Raw genomic sequence first — 16381 nt, 5'->3', positions numbered from 1 at the left:
ACTATAACAGTTCGGCAGCGAAAATGTAAATACCCATCATGAGTACAAACCATCCGAAACCCTTTTTGAGTTGCGCTCCTGCTATGCGTTTGCTCATCCTGGTACCCAACACAATACCGATGGCAGCCACCGCACTGATAGCTATCAAAAATGTCCATTCAATATGCACGAAAGCGACATCTCCCGCGAACCCCAGCAGCGAGTTCAAGGCAATGATGAGCAGAGAAGTACCTACCGCCTCTTTCATCGGCATCTTCATCAGCATAATCAACGCAGGGATAATCAGAAAACCGCCGCCAGCGCCCAACAAACCGGTGATAAAGCCAATGGCCACTCCATATAGTGCAGTTCGGAAATAGTCTGGTTTTACGACCTTTTCGTCTGATACGGTGGCATGGCCATTTCGGATCATAGACACGGAGGCCAGTATCATCAGTAAGGCAAAGAGTAGCATGGTCAACATCGACTTTGTGATATTTACTGCTCCTATGCTGAAAATATGATCGGGAATGAATGGCAGCAGCAAGCGCCTGGTAGCTAATACGGTAAATATGGAAGAAGATGCATAGAGCAGGGCCACCGGTAAATTAATCTGTTTGCGTTTCAGATATCCAATGGCGCCAATCAGGCTGGTCAGGCCTACTATAAAGAGAGAATAAGTAGTGGCATTCGTGGGTTCCAGGTGGAAAATATACACCAGTACAGGCACCGTAAGAATGGACCCTCCCCCTCCTATGAGTCCTAATGATATGCCAATCAACATCGCCGCCAAGTAGCCCAGTATTAACATTTGCAATTATTTTACTGCAAAGGTCCGTTCTGTAATGCTCCTGGTCGGCTACAATTGTTACATAAGAAAAAACAAGCCGGAACAAGCATATACCCGTTCCGGCAGAAAGATTTATTTGGAGGTACCCGACTGTGAAGGCAACTGTGACAATAATGCGGCTTTTTCCGCCTCATATTCTGCCTGGCCGAGAATACCTTTTTCGTATAGCCCATGTAGTTGGGTCAACCGCTCATAGATAACCGCGCGATCCGACTCCTTCGCAGGAGTTACTGGAGTCGCATTGGCAGCAGCTACTGGCAGTTCTGGCATATAACGACTATGCGGATGAATTTCCGGCTGGCTTTGTGGCGCCTGATATGGCTGGTTAAATATTTGATTTTGCGGTTGGTTTTGTGGTTGATTTTGAGGCGGCTGATATGTTTGGTTATATGTCTGATTAAATGATTGGGCTTGGGTTTGCGGCTGTGGTTGCGGTTGTGGCTCCGGCTGCGGCTGGCTGTACAGACCACCATATTCCTCCTCCATCTCCTCTTCAAGTGTCTTGTAATCATCTACTTCCTTAACCAGGGTATAATACATCCCCACCAAACAGGTGATAGCATAGACATAGTATCCAATGGATAAAAATTTGTATAACTCTAGATCAGCACCACGATTCCACCTTCCCACCATGGAGTTATTATATTTCATATCCGCCCAACGCAGCAGTAGAAATACCAACGCCGCCCAGGCAAACCCCAGGAAAAACTCATTCAAGGCCGGTTTACGACGTTGCAATCGCTTTACCATATTGTAAGCCGCCACCGCAGGGATGACATAAAATAAATATAGGAATTTCACCCACAGCGGATCTTCACCCAAATGAGCGGTTGTAACAAACGCATAACTCGCCTGATTCGCTTCTACTGGCAACTGCCAGCCATTGGCACTCATACCCATGAATAGGAACCAGGGAAGAAACAAACTGCCAAATAAAACCAGCGAAATAAAAAATGTCGGCTTTAAATTATTGAACTGCATTAGGACAGGGATTAAAATATCATAAAAATCTATCTGCAAATTAATAATAATATTTATAATATTATTATATGAAGACACGATTATGCCAGCTTGATAATTTCATCCCTGCTTAGTGTTGCAAAAGGCCATCTATCCAATGAACCAACGTATCCCGCTGCGCAACAGTTAACCTGGCATCCGCATGAATCAAAGTATAAGAAGCCAGCGGCATCTTCCCCTTTTTCACCTGCGACTGGATCTCCTCCAGCTTATGTTGTTGCCGTTTCGGCGTATAACTCCCAAACTCATCAAAATTCAGGTCCTTCTTCCCATCCCTGATATGATTTGTCAGATACCAGGCCACCGGCTGAATATTTGCATACCAGGGGTAACGGGTATTGTTACTATGGCAATCATAACAAGCTACCTTCAACATATCACTAATTTCCGGAGGCGCCTGGTACTGATGCAAAAAGTCCTGCGTATATTCCTGACGACCCTGGTTCTTTACAGGACGGAAAAACTGTATCGCCACCAAGAGCAATAACAAAACGCCGAAGATTTTCTTTAAAATTTTCAAGGGAGCTGATTTTACTGATAAAAAGACAGCAGGCCGACGAGTGGTCATCAGCCTGCTGCAAGATAATTATTTCAGTTCTTCTTTCTCCGTACCACAACCTGGCATACTAGCGCCCATATATGGGTTTTTCAACTCTTTCTCTTCACTCAGCCACAATGCTCCTTTGTTGTTATTATACATCGGACAGAAATCATGGTACAAGGTACGACCCGCACCCATTGATTTCACCAATGCATACATATCCTCGCTCATCACGGCAAAATGTTCCCGCTGATGCGCGATATTACCTTCATTCTTACCGATATGCTCTGCATGTTCCTTCAGGTCTTCAAAGTTGTCGGTAAACACCTGCTGTTGTTCGGCTGTCAGTCCTGATTTATCTACCGCAGCAAGGGCTTCTGCCATGGCTTTACCACCATTGGCCGCTTCTGCAGAATTATCCGCAAATAATCCGTTTTTAATATGCAGGTAATGATCTACTACTGCTTTAATAGGGGTGGAAGGTTTGGTATCTGCCGCTGTATGCTGCGCTTCATGCGTACTGGCAGTCGCGCCTGTCTCGCCGGCATTGTTGTTACAAGCATACAGTGTAATGGCAGCAAGGGCCATAGCTCCAAAAAATAAGCGTTTCATTTACTGGTTTTTTTATGAATGACTAATTATTGTTAACAGCGAAAGTGCTTTTAATACCGCCACAAGTGAGCATCTTCTCCCCGAAATAGGGATTGCGGATATCCCTGGCGGCACTGATCCAGGAAGCGCCATTGTCTTCCATCGCCATGGGGCAGAAATCTACGTATAACGTTCCCGCCTGTACGCCGGATTGTTCAATAAGCGCGATCAACTCCTTACTAAGTGTGGCAAAGGCTTTTCGCTGCAGCTCGATATCTGCGGTAGCAACTATTTTATCTGCTTCCTGCTTCATACTTTCTTTCAACTGCAATCTCACAACTCCTTCTCCTATGGCATTGGCTGCGATTCTTGCAGCAGCGGCATCGTTGTCTGTCAACGCTTTTGTGAGCTTTACATATTGCGGATAAATCGCGTTCAGCCGATCATCCTTCAGTACGACAGCAACGCTTGTATCCTGCTTTTTGTCTGCTATTACTTCAGCAGTTACTGCTTTATTCCCGCAACTGACGGCCAGCAACATAACTGCAGCCAGGAGGACGATCATAGAAATACTGTTCTTCATATACATGCTTTTTTTATCAAACAGGGTTATTACCTTTTTTCAATACGAACTCGGAATACAATAAATAGGCGCCTGTGATCACTACTTTCTCTCCAGGTTCCAGTCCTTTCACGATTTCCACCTTGTCTGCATTCTCTATACCAGTTGTCACTTTACGCGGTTCAAATTTCCCTTTGGCGGTCTCTATCCAGATATGCGCACCCTTTCCATCACGGATAACGGCATCTGTAGGTAAACTAAGCACGGCATCTTTGCTTTGCATCGGTAAGAAAATCACAGCTTGTAACCCTGGCTGCCACTCATTATCAGGATTATTCACCGTACCGCGGATCTGCATCAACTGACGACCGCTTTGCAATACCGGATTGATAAACTGTATGGTCATTGCATGCGGCGTTTGCTCCCGTCCTGCTACCATTACTTTCACCTGCTGACCAGGCTTTACGTTTGCTGCTTCGTTGGGATAAACATCCGCTTCCACCCATAACTGATGATAGGATTCTACCCGCATCACTGCGCCGCCTTCAGCTACATACTGTCCTTCTGTTACAGACAGCTCCGCCACTACGCCGCTCACCGTAGCCGGATAGGTGACATAAGGATTCACTTTTTGTTGTTGTATCAATTGATTGATCTGGGCATCCGATTGATCATAGAGATGCAGTTTTCCTCTTGCCGCTTTTTCAATCTGACGGAATCGCTCATCCTCCGGAAACTGCTTTACCTGCGCTGCCGCCAGCAGATATTCCTGTTGCAGTGCCGCCAGTTGTTCAGAATAAATCTTATACAACGGCTGTCCTTTATTTACTTTCACCCCCGTTTCTTTTACATACAATACTTCTACTCTGCCTGCCACCCTGCTGGAGATGACAGCGGTTCCTTCAGGGTCCGTCACCAGTCGCCCATTCAACTGCCGATAACTCGATAAATCACTGGCTCCTGCAATCATGGTGGTAATATTTGCCAGTGTAATCTGACTCTCTCCCAGTGTGAGGGAAGCATCTTTGCTGTTCTTGTCAAATGGTACAAGATCCATTGCACAAATCGGACAGATGCCCGGTTTGTCCTGCACTACCTGCGGATGCATGGGACAGGTATAGGTTTGTTTCACCTCCCCTGTTTGCTGTTTGTTGCCATCTTTACAAGCCGTCAGCAGGAAAGCAGGCATCAACGCGGTAAATGCAACGACTTTTAAAAAATTCTTTCTTTCCATAATTACGGTTGTTTATCCTTGCCTACTGTTTTGATAAAACTTTCACTATCCACGAGATAAGCGGCATTAGCAGCTATTTCCCAATCGCTGATATCGGTATTGACCTGTATCTGATCATCTGCCTGTGCACCGGTTTTGATCACGGTTGGGACATATACGCCTTTCTCTTTTTTGAAGACAACCATTTCATTTCCCAGTTGCCATACCGCTGTTTTAGGCAGCCACCAACCTGTAGTATACACTACTGGTACGCTGGCCATCAGCAACATGCCTGGCCGTTGTTCATGTCCTTGCATGTAGACCCGCACCACTGTGAAATTCTGGCCATTCCGAAACACCGGTTCTATCAACCCAATTTTTCCAGTCTGCATATTATTCTGATCTCCAGCCGGATAGAATAGCAGCTGCTGGCCCACTTTCACGGTGGTAGCCAATGCCGGCGGAAAAGAAAATTCTGCCACCAGGTCCTTTGCTGTATATATAGTAAACAGTGACTGTCCTGCACTTACATACTGTCCTTCTCTCAGCATTACCGGTGTTGCCACGGGAGATGCGGTGGCTGCCGGCGCAGCAGCTGATCCGCCACTCATTCCGGACATGCCATCTCCGCTGCTGGCAGCGGCTGGAGCAGTTGGTGTAACAACAGCAGCAGCGGCCGCCGTTTTCTCCAGAATATAGCCGTCACCGTTAGCATATACTGGTACCTTATACAGGATATTGCCACTGGCTAATACCTGGTTTATCTGGGGAGACGCCATACCCATCAGTTGCAATCTTTCCTTTGCAGCTGTGAGCATTTCCGGGCGCTCCCTGGCCACCATCAGCAGCTCCCGCTGGGCCGCCGCCAGATCGGGGGCATATATCTCCATAATCAACTGTCCCTTTCTTACAGGCTGATAATTATATTTTATCAGCAGTCGTTCTACCCGTCCTCCTACTCTGCTGGCAATGCTGGTCTGGTTACGGGTATCATAATTGATGACACCATTTACGGTGGCTGTAACAATACGGGTACCCGATTGCGCCCTGATAACAGGAATAGTGGCCACCACCTGGGCATTGACAGGCTTCGCCAACGCAGCAGTTATACTATCCACCGGCGCTTCTTTATGCTCCTTCGTATGTTCTGCAACGTTAGTGGCACATCCTCCCAAAGTCGCGACCATTAATATATTAGCGATATAATTGTTTCTCATAGTCTACTATCATTTCATAGAGTTTCTGTTTCTCATCCAGCACATTACTTTGCATCATGGTAAGCGCCTCCCAGGAATCAATCACCGCACTGAGGGTCAGTTTGTTTTCCTGGTAATTCAGAAAATTGGCGTCCAGCGTCTGTTTTAACGCAGGAATCACTTTCCCTTCCATAGCACCAATGCGCTGCTGCATAGATTGTATTTCATACTGCATCCCATACAGCATTCCCTGGGTTTCCTGCAGCATGGCCGACTTCTCCTTCTCCATTGCCTGGATTTCATATTGCATGGCCTTAATGCCTGATTTATACATGCGGGAAGACCATGGCGCAATCGGTATACTCACCATTCCCATCGCACTAAAGGATTTGGGCATCATATCACCGAGCGGCGACATATGATCAAAACGCAAACGGAAATCTGGCTTCTTTTCTTTTTGCATACTGGCTATATTCAATTGCATAGAACGTATGCTCTCATTCATTTTCAACACATCGCCTCTTACAGTGGACAGTACGGCAGTATCATACGATTCCGCCTGTACGAAAACAGGTTGCAGCGTGGTATCAATCTCAAAGGATTCATTTCCGGGCGCATTCATCAGGCTATTGAGCCATGACCTGGATTTCGCAATAGTTCCTTCCTGCATCCGGATCATATTGCGGTTATCTTCAATTTTCGCATCTGCCCGGAACACGCCGCTGAGCTGTGATTGATTATAAGGGAAACGCACTTCTTCGATCTTCTTCATCGTCAGCATTATCTTCTCATTCTCCCGGAGCACGGCTATACGCTGTTTGGCCACTAACCAGCCATAGTAAAGTCGTTTCGCCTGATAACGCATTTCATTGAGCGTTACTTCCCTCGTAGCGCGTTCCACATTTCCCTGAGAAGCGATGTATTGTTTCTTCGCCTGTAGCTTGGCTGGGTTGGGGATATCCTGTTCCAGCTGCAACATCAGACTTCCTTTATCCCTGTCGTCCATTACTTTCTGCCCAGGATATGGCGTCATAAATGTGCCCACACCTACCATAGGCGCCATCCAGGCGGTGGCAGCATCTGCATTGTAGCGGTAGCTTTCCGCTTTCAGTTGATAGGACTGCAGCAATACGTTATTTCGGTCCACCCGCTGAAGGACAGTATCCAATCGCAGTACCGGCGCTTGCTGTGCCCATGCCGGCGATGCTGCCAGCAGGACCAGCCAGTATATATGTTTAATGATGTACTTCATGTATTTCGAGTTTACCGTGCTTACGTAATTCAAATTCTTTCGTCATAAGGAATATTAATGGCGTTACCAGCAGAATATGTGTGGAAGAAGTGAGTACCCCGCCAATCATAGGTAGCACGATAGGTTTCATCACATCGGTGCCTACGCCGCTGGCCCATAATACAGGCACCAGTCCGAAGAGCGACACGCATACCGTCATCAGTTTAGGACGGAGGCGTTTGGCGGCGCCATAGATCACATATTCCCGCAAGTCATCTCTGGTGATAGTTGCTGCCGAATTCCCTTTCAGCTTCACCAATTGCTGCATGGCATCATTGAGATAGATGACCATCACAATACCCGTTTCCACCGCAATACCGAAGAGCGCTATAAAGCCTACTGCCACGGCCACAGAGAGGTTTACGCCCCAGAAATAAATCATATAAGCGCCTCCAATCAATGCAAAAGGAACGGTGATCAAACTCAGGAAAGCTTCTCTTACAGAATGGAATGCGAAATACAGGGAGAAGAAAATAATCACCAGTACAATAGGCGCGATCCACATGAGGGTACGTTGTCCGCGGATAAGGTTTTCATACTGTCCGCTCCATTCCAGGTAATAACCTGCCGGCAGTACGCCCTTTGCTTTACTCATTTTGGCAATCGCATCCTGGACAGTACTTCCCAGATCGCGGCCACGAACGTTGAAGAGCACAGCGCCACGCAGCATAGCATTATCTGAAGTAATCATCGGAGGACCATCTTCAAACTGTACATCCGCTACAGCAGAGAGTGGCACTTCGCCCGCTCCCGGCGACATGAGCGGGATACGACGGATATGCTCCACACTATTACGATATTCCTGTGCCAGTCGCACACTGATAGAAAAGCGCTGCCGTCCTTCGATCGTCTGTCCCACAGGAGCCCCTCCCAATGCAGTTTCCACGGTCTGATTCACATCATCCACAGAGAGACCATATCTCGCCAAATCATTTCTTCTGACATTAATACTGAGGTATTTCCCTCCTGTCACAGGTTCCACGTATAAGTCCATCACCCCTGGCGTTCCCTCCAGTTCTTTGCGCACGCGCTCAGAAACGGCTGCGATAGTATCCAGGTTTTGTCCGTAAACTTTAACGCCAACGTCTGTACGAATACCCGTAGCCAGCATGTTGATACGATTGATAATAGGTTGTGTCCAACCATTTACAACACCGGGTATCTGGAGTTTTGCATCCAGTTCGTTGATGATGTCTTTCTTTGTTTTTCCTTTACGCCATTGGGTCTTAGGCTTCAGCATAATGATCGTTTCAATCATGCTGATAGGAGAATTGTCGGTAGCCGTGCTGGCGCGACCCGCCTTCCCCAGTACTTTGTCTACTTCCGGTACCGATTTAATTATACGATCCTGCACCTGTAAGATGCGCTTGGCTTCTGCATTAGACACATCCGGCAGCGTTACCGGCATAAAGAGAATGCTCTGTTCATCCAACGGCGGCATAAACTCGCTTCCCAGGCTACGCAGCAGCGGGATCGTGATTACCAGTGCAATCACATTTATAGCGATGGTCGTCTTTCTCCATTTCAACACCGTTCTGATAACGGGTTCGTATATACGCTCCAGGAACCTGTTTATCGGATTGTGACTATCCGGCCGAAACTTTCCTTTCATAAAGAAAGAGATGAGCACCGGCGCCAGGGTGATGACCAGCAGCGCATCCACGATCATGATAAATGTTTTCGTATAGGCGAGTGGGTGAAATAGTTTCCCTTCCTGGCCAGTCAGCATAAATACCGGCAGAAAGGAAGTAATGATAATGATCGTTGCGAAGAAAACGCCTCTGGATACTTGTTTGCTCGACTGTTCAATTATTTTCAGTCGCTCTTCCTCACTGATCCATTCAGGCGATTTGCGAAATATTTTTCTGAGCCAATTCATAATTACTTGCTTTTTTGTTGATCCTGCCATTGCGCATACCTTTCAGACAGGTGCTTATAGGCGTTTTCACTCATGATGATGCCATTATCTACTATCACTCCAATGGCCAGTGCAATACCGGTGAGCGACATAATATTGGAGGAGATACCGAAGGCGTTTAACAGCAGAAAACTGGCCGCCAGTGTAATAGGGATCTGTATGATGATACTGAGCGCGCTACGCCAGTGAAAGAGGAAGATGATGACCACAATAGATACCACTATCATTTCCTCCAGCAGTGTGTGTTTGATAGAGTCGACAGATTCCCGGATCAGGTCCCCTCTGTCGTATACGATATCGAATTTTACACCTTCCGGAAAACCTTTCGCTACCTCTTTCATTTTTTCTTTCACCTTCTCGATCACCGCATCCGCATTCTCTCCATAGCGCATGACTACGATACCGCCTACACGCTCTCCTTCTCCATCCTGGTCAAAGATGCCCAGGCGGGTTTCCCCAGTCATTTGCACAGTGGCCACATCGGCCACGCGTATAGGTATAGAGTTCTGCGTTTTAACAGGGATATTTTCGATTTCTGCCACCGACTTCAAGTATCCTGAAGTTTTGATGATATAGCCTATGTCGCTGATTTCAAATTTGCGGCCGCCGGATTCGTTATTATTAGTGCGTACTGCGTTGATGACATCCGCCGCAGAGAGGCGATAGTACAGGAGTTTATTTGGATCAACGGTGATCTGGTATTGTTTCTGGAATCCTCCGAAGGAAGCGATTTCACTCACGCCTTCCACATTCTGAAGCGCGAATTTCACGTACCAGTCCTGCAACGCGCGTTGCTCGCCCAGGTCCATTTTGGGTGCGTCGAGGGTATACCAGAGTATATGTCCTACCCCGGTACCATCAGGGCCCAGTTGGGGCGTAACCCCTGCCGGCAGCGAGCGGGAAACAGTGCTCAGACGTTCCAGCACTCGCTCGCGGGCCCAGTATACATCTACATCATCATTGAAGATGACATAAATAAAACTCATCCCGAACATAGAGGAGCCGCGAACATATTTGATATGTGGGAGTCCCTGCAGGTTGGTCACCAGCGGGTAGGTAATCTGATCTTCAATCAGCTGGGGGCCACGCCCCATCCATTCCGTAAAAACGATCACCTGGTTCTCAGAGAGATCAGGAATAGCGTCTATCGGATTTTTCTTTACGGCGAAAATACCCCATACAAACAGGGCCGCCGTCATGACCAGTACAATAAACCGGTTTCTTAACGACCATTCAATAATGCTGTGTACCATATGAATTCTTTACCGGTAGCCACGCAAATGCAAACGCATAGCAGGCCCGGAGAACAGTATTGTTTTCGGAAAAGTCTTGTAAAAATGTCGGGAGACACGTGCGTACTAAGCAGAAAGGGTTATCAGTGGTACGCCGTTAATAACGGGGAATCATATACGAAAAGTACAATGTAGAATATAGGAAGATATCTTCTGTTCATAAGGTGGCGCATTCGCCGAAGGGTAAGCTCTCGCAGGATGAACAACCTGTACAGGCGGCAGACTCGCATATTGCGGCTGCACTGTCAGCGCTGGGAGTTGTATCAACTGAATATTGTTGTCATTCAGTTTCTGATCTTTCTCCAGCTTTACCGTTTTATGTTCATCGCGGCAACATTTCTTATTGCAACTTTTCTTTACGACAGGAGTACATTTTGCGCACTTGTTACTATTATCCGGCCAAAGTTGTACATCCGCCAGTTTACCACCGCAGTAATGTATGCGTACAGTGGCGCCAGTGGATGTTCCCAGGCAGAGAACCGCTAGTATCAGTGCGAAAATTTTCTTCATTGAAGGCAAAAGTAAGGGCCACCCACAGAAAAAATGTTACATAATTTTGGGAAAGTTTTACATTTTATCGGGAAGCTATAAACGAAAAACTCCCCGGTGGAAACGCCGGGGAGATTTGAACTCCAATTTATTATGCTTTAAAACTGTTTCCAGGTAGCAGGCCGCTATAAATCTCTTTCCCTCGCAAAGAAACCTTTCTTCTCCATTTTCTGCTCTACCTCCTCAATGGCCGACATCAGGTTATTCTCTGTATGCAGCAGGCTGGTGAGGGCTTGTTGCATTCTTTTCCATACTGGCTTCATTTGCAGAATCAGCTCCTCTCCTTTTTCCGTGAGTGATAACAACCGCTTACGCTCATCCTGCTTATCCTTTTTAGAGCGGATTAATTTCTGCTTTTCCAGTTCCTTGAGTAAGCTGATGGTAGAAGGATGCGTATAGCCTATCTCCGTTGCTATTTCCATCACACTGAGTTGTCCTTTCTGATGCAGGGTATAGATCACCGGGAACCATTTAGGTTCAAATTCAATCCCATGGGCTTTATAAATCAACTGTCCATCTTTCCGCAACTGGTCCGCCAGGCGTTGCAGGCGGGTGGAAATAGCCAGGATGCCCGAAGCATCAATTACATTACTCATATTTTTATCTTTAAATAGGCAGATGATAAAATATCGTGTCTGCATTCATCCGGGGAAAATACGGCGGAAGATCCGACATTGCAATCTTTTGAAAGCCATTGCGTTCATAAAACCGATGCGCGGCCTTCAACTGCGCTACTGTTCCCAAATATAAATCCGTCATTCCAACTTCCCTGCAATAAGCAATCAGGTGATCCAGGAGCCGCTGTGCCAGCCTTAATTCTCCTCCTCTGAATTCCTTCTTCACAAACATCTTACGGATAGCTCCCGCTTTATGCCCGGTGTTAATCAACGCAATTGTTCCTACCAGCTCCTCATCTACAAATATCCCCCAGAAACCTCCGCCCCCGGCATGGTAATTACTATTGATTTCAATCAGATCCGGCTGATCTTCCAGGCTCACATTCACATTGAATTCTATGGTCTGAATAGGCAGGATCAGGTCGATCACTGCAGGGGAAGCATCATCGTATACCGGCGCTATTTTTATTTCAGGCGTCATAACTAAACAATTTATGTATAAAACTACGTAGTTAACTACATAAATACAAAAATAAATTTTTGCCAAGGAATTCTATCTTTGTCATCCAAAAAATAAATCCCCATGAAAACAAGGCTGCTATTGCTTTTTATCTGTTTGTATGTTCAGGTCTCCGCTCAGCAAAAGGAGCCGAACCAGCTTTTTACCGCCGGCATCGCTTCCGGCCTGATGGGTGGCCTCTTTGATGGTTTTTACCCTGTAGGGAACCTACTTAAAAAAGGGGATTTCGGACTGGGAGCCCCGGATAAAATTGATGGAGAACTATTAATTTTTAAAGGACGCGCCTATCAGACTACCGCCTCAGGGAAAACGGTAAGGCTCCCGGACAGCCACCGCGCTTCGTTTGCAATGGTCAATTTCTATAAACCCGTGTCTTCCATAAAAATTAATCATACGCTCTCAAAAGAAGAGCTGTTCAAACTGCTGGATAGTCTCCTCCCCCAACAAAATAACCTCTACGCTATTCATATCAGCGGGAAGTTCCAACGGATAAAAACCAGGGCTTTCCCACCGGTGGATCAACGTCCTTACCCTACTCTGGCCAGTATGCTGCCTTTACAACACTTCTTTCAAATGCAGGATATCTCCGGCGACCTCATTGGCTACCGCCTGCCTCCATATATGGACAACACCAATATTGCAGGCTATCATTTCCATTTCCTCTCCGCAGATCAACAACAAGGAGGCCATATCGTGGATCTTTCCTTGTCAGAGGTAACCATCTCCTGGCAAAAGCTGCAATCGTATACGGTGCAAATACCTGATAATGCCGATTTCCAGCATTTCGACTTCCATCAAAATCGTGCTGACGATATTAAGGCAGTGGAGAAAGGGAGTAAACATTAATTGGTAAAACCTTGCAGCCCTGCCCAAACAAGGCGGGGCTGTTTTATTTATCCTGTTATCCTTCAGATAGTTGTTTGATATCTTTCACTTCCAGGGTCGTCTTCGGATAGCCGATTAATACGCTATTGATCATAGCGGTGCCCACCTGTTCCAGCGTAGCCACCATTCCCGGCGAAACTAGCTTCAGCACAGGATACATCCAACTGAAAAACTTATAGTAACTTTTTAGATTCTTTTGTCCTGCTACCTCCTTCATAAAAGCAGGCCGGAAATTATACACCTTCTTAAAAGGCCTTTCCAGTAGGGCATTTTCCGTCCTCCCTTTAACACGGGCCCACATCATCCGACTCTTACCAGTAGCGTCCGTACCTGCCCCGGAAACATAGACAAAGGTCATATCAGCGTTGATATGTGCCAACTGATCTGCAAAAGCCAATGTGGTATCGTAGGTAGCGCGTGTGTAATTGTCTTCATTCATGCCCACGGAACTAGTGCCTGCACAGAAGAAACAGGCATCATAGCCCTGTAAATCTGCCACAACACTATCCAGTCGGAAAAAATCAGGCACAATCACCTCTTTCAGCTTGGGGTGCTGGAAGTCATAATGCCGGCGGTTAACAATTAAGACTTGCTCCACCATAGGGTGTTCCAGACAGGTGAGCATCACGCCCTCTCCCACCATACCGGTGGCGCCTGTTATGATAACTTTTATTTTCATAAGACAAGATGACGATTATTTCGGGGTTTTATTGTAGGCAGACAGCCAGTTATTTGTCCGGATAACCTTCCCCCCATGCGCAGAGGGCCTCTATCACTGGTACCAGCGTAATGCCTAAAGGAGTCAGTTTATATTCCACACGGGGCGGCACTTCCGGATATGCTTTGCGCTCAATGATACCATCGCTTTCCAGCTCTTTTAATTGCGCCGTCAATGTAGCGTGGGTAATATCCTGCATCTTCTTACGCAGCTCTCCGAATCGGGCGGGGCAATCTCTCCGGATACTGTTCAACAGCAATAATTTCCACTTCCCCCCAATGATACGCATGGCTTTTGTCAATGCAATGTTATTTTCTTCCAGTATACGCATTTCCTCCGCATCACTAACCGCTTGTTTCTCATCAATAGTATCTTTTTCCATACTCAGTATTATGCAGTAAACTACTTGATAGTGTGGCTGCCAGCCATCACCTTTGACATCCTAAAGTTAACGAATAGATCTAAAGATTGTTTTATGGGCAGGATTTCCTCTAAATGGTGGGCATTACTCATTGTTTCTACAGCAGTATTCCTTGCTGTCATCGATATTTTCATTGTAAATGTGGCGTTGCCTTCTATCCAGACAGGGCTGCACAGTACAGAGGCGGACATACAACTGGTAATTGCCGCTTATCTACTGGGCTATGCTGCATTTCTCATTACTGCTGGCAGAATGGGCGATTACTTCGGTAAAAAACGTGTATTCATTACCGGTATACTCGCATTCACGCTTACTTCCTGCCTGTGCGGCATGGCGCAGACGGCCACGCAATTGAATATTGCCCGTTTCCTGCAGGGTATCAGCGCAGCCCTGATGATACCGCAGAGTATCGCATATATCCATGTTTTGTTTCCTGTTCATGAGGAGCGTATCAAAGCATTGGGCATTTATGGCAGCATTGCCGGCACCGCCTCTGTGATTGGTCAATTCCTCGGTGGCATCATTCCGGAAGTCCACTGGCTGATGGATGGCTGGAGATGGATCTTCCTCATCAATTTGCCTATTGGTATACTGGCTGCCATCCTGGCCACACGCCGTCTCACCGATACAAATCGCCAGCAGGAATCTCATTTCGATACCTCCGGGGTACTGTTGCTGACAGCCACTTTAAGCTGCCTGGTATATCCACTCATCCACGGCAGAGAGCTGGGATGGCCACTTTGGGCCATCGCCATGTTGCTGACAGCCTTCCTGTTACTGGGCGTTTTCATCCGGCATCAGTATAAAAAAGGGAAAAATGCCCAACAACCACTCATTAATTTGCAATTGTTCCGGTTCAGAGATTTCAATATTGCGTTGGGGGCAGTGCTTTTCTACTTCATGGTACAGGATTCCTATTTCCTCATCAATACAGTAATGCTGCAAAATGGCCTTGGCTATAGCTCCGGACTTACAGGCCTTTTATTTGTGTACCAGGGTGTGGGTTATGTACTGGCGTCTCTCCTGGCTATCAAACTAATGAAACGTTTCGGGAAAAAAGTATTACAGGTGGGCGTACTGATTATGACTGCAGCATTGATAGGTCATACCTGGCTTTTCAATGCTGACCTGCAACCCGGTATATCGCTGTATCTATTACTATTTGTGTATGGAATGGGATGCGGTTCTGTACTTCCGGGATTACTCACCCTTTCTCTTAAAAGTATTCCGGCCTCATATGCTGGCGCCGCATCTGGCACCTACACTACCTTTCAGCAGACAGCAGTTGCGCTGGGTATCGGTATCACCGGCGGAATTTTCTTCTGGGCTCTCCACGATCAACATACCACCATAGCCTATCTGAGCGCATATCATACCGCCACCTGGTTAAATGTAGCCTTTCTACTCATCGTATCTGTCTTATTGTACTGCCTCCCAGAGGATTGAGTTTCACAGTTTCACGCAAAGGCGCAAAGAAAGATAAGAACGCAAAGAAAAAAAGAAAGAAAAGAAAATAATGAATGAATCAATGAAATAAAAAACGCAAAGACACAATGAAATATCTTTTTAATATTTTCTTTGCGCCTTTGCGTTTTTCCTTTGCGCCCTTTGCGAGCAACTATTTGCGAGCAACTAATTTTGCTTGCGGAGGTATTTGGTCAGGATTACGATGGTCTGGCCTTCGATCTTTCCTTCAATTTGTTCGGTGTTATCTTCTACCAGGCGAATATTTTTCACTACTGTTCCCAATTTTGCATTGAGGGTAGAGCCTTTTACATCAAGGGATTTGGTGAGCACGACGGTATCGCCATGTTGCAGTACCTGCCCGTTACTATCGCGGTGCAGATCTACGCTGGCATCATTTTCATGATCGCCAGACGCTTTCGCCCATGCCAGTCTTTCTTCATCCAGGTACATCATTTCCAGTTGTTCTGCCGCCCAGCTCTCATCCCGCAGACGATTGAGCATACGCCAGGAAACGACTTGTACACCTGGAACTTCGCTCCACATGGAGGTGGTCAGACAATTCCAGTGTGCAGCATTCAGCTCTGCTTTTTTCTCAATCTGGCTACGACAGGTATCACAAATGAGAATGCTGTATTCTTCTGTAGCGCCTGTTTCTGGCAGTACTTCATAGATCTTCAGTCCTGCATCCGCTGCACAAAGTTCGCAGGTATTATTGCTGCGTTGTTGTAAAATTGCTTCCAGTTTCATATCA

18 protein-coding genes are annotated in these 16381 nt (G+C 46.6%); 2 read left to right on the top strand and 16 right to left on the bottom strand.

Annotated features, from left to right (window positions below; genetic code table 11):
• Window position 1: 1 nt before the first annotated feature.
• The 13 genes from CLV59_RS14580 to CLV59_RS14520 form a co-directional block, all read right to left on the bottom strand.
• A complete protein-coding gene (locus CLV59_RS14580; RefSeq protein WP_111592771.1) occupies window positions 2-790 on the bottom strand; it encodes a sulfite exporter TauE/SafE family protein in 789 nt (262 codons plus the stop codon).
• 111 nt (window positions 791-901) lie between these two features.
• On the bottom strand, window positions 902-1810 hold the full coding sequence (locus CLV59_RS14575; RefSeq protein ID WP_111592770.1) for an SHOCT domain-containing protein: 909 nt from the start codon (window positions 1808-1810) through the stop codon (window positions 902-904).
• A gap of 109 nt (window positions 1811-1919) precedes the next feature.
• Window positions 1920-2369, bottom strand: a complete 450-nt coding sequence (locus tag CLV59_RS14570; RefSeq protein ID WP_245950871.1) for a heme-binding domain-containing protein — start codon at window positions 2367-2369, stop codon at window positions 1920-1922.
• Between the two features lie 66 nt (window positions 2370-2435).
• Window positions 2436-3002: a DUF3347 domain-containing protein gene (locus CLV59_RS14565; RefSeq protein ID WP_111592769.1), complete on the bottom strand. Its 567-nt coding sequence runs from the start codon at window positions 3000-3002 to the stop codon at window positions 2436-2438.
• A 22-nt stretch (window positions 3003-3024) separates the two neighbouring features.
• Entirely contained in the window at window positions 3025-3564 is a 540-nt protein-coding gene (locus CLV59_RS14560) for a DUF3347 domain-containing protein (RefSeq protein ID WP_170137762.1), read from the bottom strand.
• 16 nt (window positions 3565-3580) lie between these two features.
• Window positions 3581-4777 carry an efflux RND transporter periplasmic adaptor subunit gene (locus CLV59_RS14555; RefSeq protein WP_111592767.1) on the bottom strand — a complete coding sequence of 399 codons (1197 nt, stop codon included), beginning with the start codon at window positions 4775-4777 and terminating at the stop codon, window positions 3581-3583.
• Between the two features lie 2 nt (window positions 4778-4779).
• The gene (locus CLV59_RS14550) at window positions 4780-5973 is read right to left on the bottom strand and encodes an efflux RND transporter periplasmic adaptor subunit (protein ID WP_111592766.1); all 1194 of its coding nucleotides are present in this window, start codon (window positions 5971-5973) and stop codon (window positions 4780-4782) included.
• Window positions 5951-7204, bottom strand: coding sequence for a TolC family protein (locus tag CLV59_RS14545; RefSeq protein WP_111592765.1), 1254 nt, complete (start codon window positions 7202-7204; stop codon window positions 5951-5953). The genes CLV59_RS14550 and CLV59_RS14545 overlap by 23 nt, the downstream gene beginning before the upstream one ends.
• Window positions 7188-9122 carry an efflux RND transporter permease subunit gene (locus CLV59_RS29310; RefSeq protein WP_211323862.1) on the bottom strand — a complete coding sequence of 645 codons (1935 nt, stop codon included), beginning with the start codon at window positions 9120-9122 and terminating at the stop codon, window positions 7188-7190. The genes CLV59_RS14545 and CLV59_RS29310 overlap by 17 nt, the downstream gene beginning before the upstream one ends.
• Before the next feature lie 2 nt (window positions 9123-9124).
• Window positions 9125-10414 (bottom strand): efflux RND transporter permease subunit, encoded by a 1290-nt coding sequence (locus tag CLV59_RS29305; RefSeq protein WP_111592764.1) that lies wholly within the window; start codon window positions 10412-10414, stop codon window positions 9125-9127.
• A gap of 150 nt (window positions 10415-10564) precedes the next feature.
• Window positions 10565-10963 carry an HYC_CC_PP family protein gene (locus CLV59_RS14530; protein WP_111592763.1) on the bottom strand — a complete coding sequence of 133 codons (399 nt, stop codon included), beginning with the start codon at window positions 10961-10963 and terminating at the stop codon, window positions 10565-10567.
• A 164-nt stretch (window positions 10964-11127) separates the two neighbouring features.
• Window positions 11128-11598: a MarR family winged helix-turn-helix transcriptional regulator gene (locus CLV59_RS14525; protein WP_111592762.1), complete on the bottom strand. Its 471-nt coding sequence runs from the start codon at window positions 11596-11598 to the stop codon at window positions 11128-11130.
• Window positions 11599-11608: 10 nt separating this feature from the next.
• Window positions 11609-12100 (bottom strand): GNAT family N-acetyltransferase, encoded by a 492-nt coding sequence (locus CLV59_RS14520; RefSeq protein ID WP_111592761.1) that lies wholly within the window; start codon window positions 12098-12100, stop codon window positions 11609-11611.
• Window positions 12101-12202: 102 nt separating this feature from the next.
• Between CLV59_RS14520 and budA the strand changes: the two genes are divergently transcribed.
• Window positions 12203-12985, top strand: coding sequence for an acetolactate decarboxylase (budA, locus tag CLV59_RS14515; RefSeq protein WP_111592760.1), 783 nt, complete (start codon window positions 12203-12205; stop codon window positions 12983-12985).
• A 55-nt stretch (window positions 12986-13040) separates the two neighbouring features.
• Here budA and CLV59_RS14510 read toward each other — a convergent pair whose 3' ends face one another.
• Window positions 13041-13703, bottom strand: coding sequence for an NAD-dependent epimerase/dehydratase family protein (locus CLV59_RS14510; protein WP_111592759.1), 663 nt, complete (start codon window positions 13701-13703; stop codon window positions 13041-13043).
• Window positions 13704-13752: 49 nt separating this feature from the next.
• Complete coding sequence (locus tag CLV59_RS14505) at window positions 13753-14124, bottom strand: winged helix-turn-helix transcriptional regulator (protein WP_111592758.1); 372 nt, start codon at window positions 14122-14124, stop codon at window positions 13753-13755.
• 93 nt (window positions 14125-14217) lie between these two features.
• Here CLV59_RS14505 and CLV59_RS14500 point away from each other — a divergent pair, with 93 nt between their 5' ends.
• Window positions 14218-15609 carry an MFS transporter gene (locus tag CLV59_RS14500; protein ID WP_111592757.1) on the top strand — a complete coding sequence of 464 codons (1392 nt, stop codon included), beginning with the start codon at window positions 14218-14220 and terminating at the stop codon, window positions 15607-15609.
• Between the two features lie 186 nt (window positions 15610-15795).
• On the opposite strand, the gene CLV59_RS14495 is transcribed toward CLV59_RS14500, so the two are convergent.
• Complete coding sequence (locus CLV59_RS14495) at window positions 15796-16377, bottom strand: PhnA domain-containing protein (protein WP_111592756.1); 582 nt, start codon at window positions 16375-16377, stop codon at window positions 15796-15798.
• Between the last annotated feature and the right edge of the window lie 4 nt (window positions 16378-16381).

The sequence above is a fragment of the Chitinophaga dinghuensis genome, from assembly GCF_003259435.1.
GTDB lineage: Bacteria > Bacteroidota > Bacteroidia > Chitinophagales > Chitinophagaceae > Chitinophaga > Chitinophaga dinghuensis.
The sequence above is the reverse complement of the archived record's forward strand: the minus strand, read 5'-3'. Positions and strand labels throughout refer to the sequence as shown.

What these genes read in the sequence shown, in the direction of transcription:
- CLV59_RS14580 (WP_111592771.1), bottom strand. Translation starts at nt 790, where the DNA reads ATGTTAATACTGGGCTACTTGGCGGCGATGTTGATTGGCATATCATTA.
- CLV59_RS14575 (WP_111592770.1), bottom strand. Translation starts at nt 1,810, where the DNA reads ATGCAGTTCAATAATTTAAAGCCGACATTTTTTATTTCGCTGGTTTTA.
- CLV59_RS14565 (WP_111592769.1), bottom strand. Translation starts at nt 3,002, where the DNA reads ATGAAACGCTTATTTTTTGGAGCTATGGCCCTTGCTGCCATTACACTG.
- CLV59_RS14560 (WP_170137762.1), bottom strand. Translation starts at nt 3,564, where the DNA reads ATGAAGAACAGTATTTCTATGATCGTCCTCCTGGCTGCAGTTATGTTG.
- CLV59_RS14555 (WP_111592767.1), bottom strand. Translation starts at nt 4,777, where the DNA reads ATGGAAAGAAAGAATTTTTTAAAAGTCGTTGCATTTACCGCGTTGATG.
- CLV59_RS14550 (WP_111592766.1), bottom strand. Translation starts at nt 5,973, where the DNA reads ATGAGAAACAATTATATCGCTAATATATTAATGGTCGCGACTTTGGGA.
- CLV59_RS14545 (WP_111592765.1), bottom strand. Translation starts at nt 7,204, where the DNA reads ATGAAGTACATCATTAAACATATATACTGGCTGGTCCTGCTGGCAGCA.
- CLV59_RS29310 (WP_211323862.1), bottom strand. Translation starts at nt 9,122, where the DNA reads ATGAATTGGCTCAGAAAAATATTTCGCAAATCGCCTGAATGGATCAGT.
- CLV59_RS29305 (WP_111592764.1), bottom strand. Translation starts at nt 10,414, where the DNA reads ATGGTACACAGCATTATTGAATGGTCGTTAAGAAACCGGTTTATTGTA.
- CLV59_RS14530 (WP_111592763.1), bottom strand. Translation starts at nt 10,963, where the DNA reads ATGAAGAAAATTTTCGCACTGATACTAGCGGTTCTCTGCCTGGGAACA.
- CLV59_RS14525 (WP_111592762.1), bottom strand. Translation starts at nt 11,598, where the DNA reads ATGAGTAATGTAATTGATGCTTCGGGCATCCTGGCTATTTCCACCCGC.
- CLV59_RS14520 (WP_111592761.1), bottom strand. Translation starts at nt 12,100, where the DNA reads ATGACGCCTGAAATAAAAATAGCGCCGGTATACGATGATGCTTCCCCT.
- budA (WP_111592760.1), top strand. Translation starts at nt 12,203, where the DNA reads ATGAAAACAAGGCTGCTATTGCTTTTTATCTGTTTGTATGTTCAGGTC.
- CLV59_RS14510 (WP_111592759.1), bottom strand. Translation starts at nt 13,703, where the DNA reads ATGAAAATAAAAGTTATCATAACAGGCGCCACCGGTATGGTGGGAGAG.
- CLV59_RS14505 (WP_111592758.1), bottom strand. Translation starts at nt 14,124, where the DNA reads ATGGAAAAAGATACTATTGATGAGAAACAAGCGGTTAGTGATGCGGAG.
- CLV59_RS14500 (WP_111592757.1), top strand. Translation starts at nt 14,218, where the DNA reads ATGGGCAGGATTTCCTCTAAATGGTGGGCATTACTCATTGTTTCTACA.
- CLV59_RS14495 (WP_111592756.1), bottom strand. Translation starts at nt 16,377, where the DNA reads ATGAAACTGGAAGCAATTTTACAACAACGCAGCAATAATACCTGCGAA.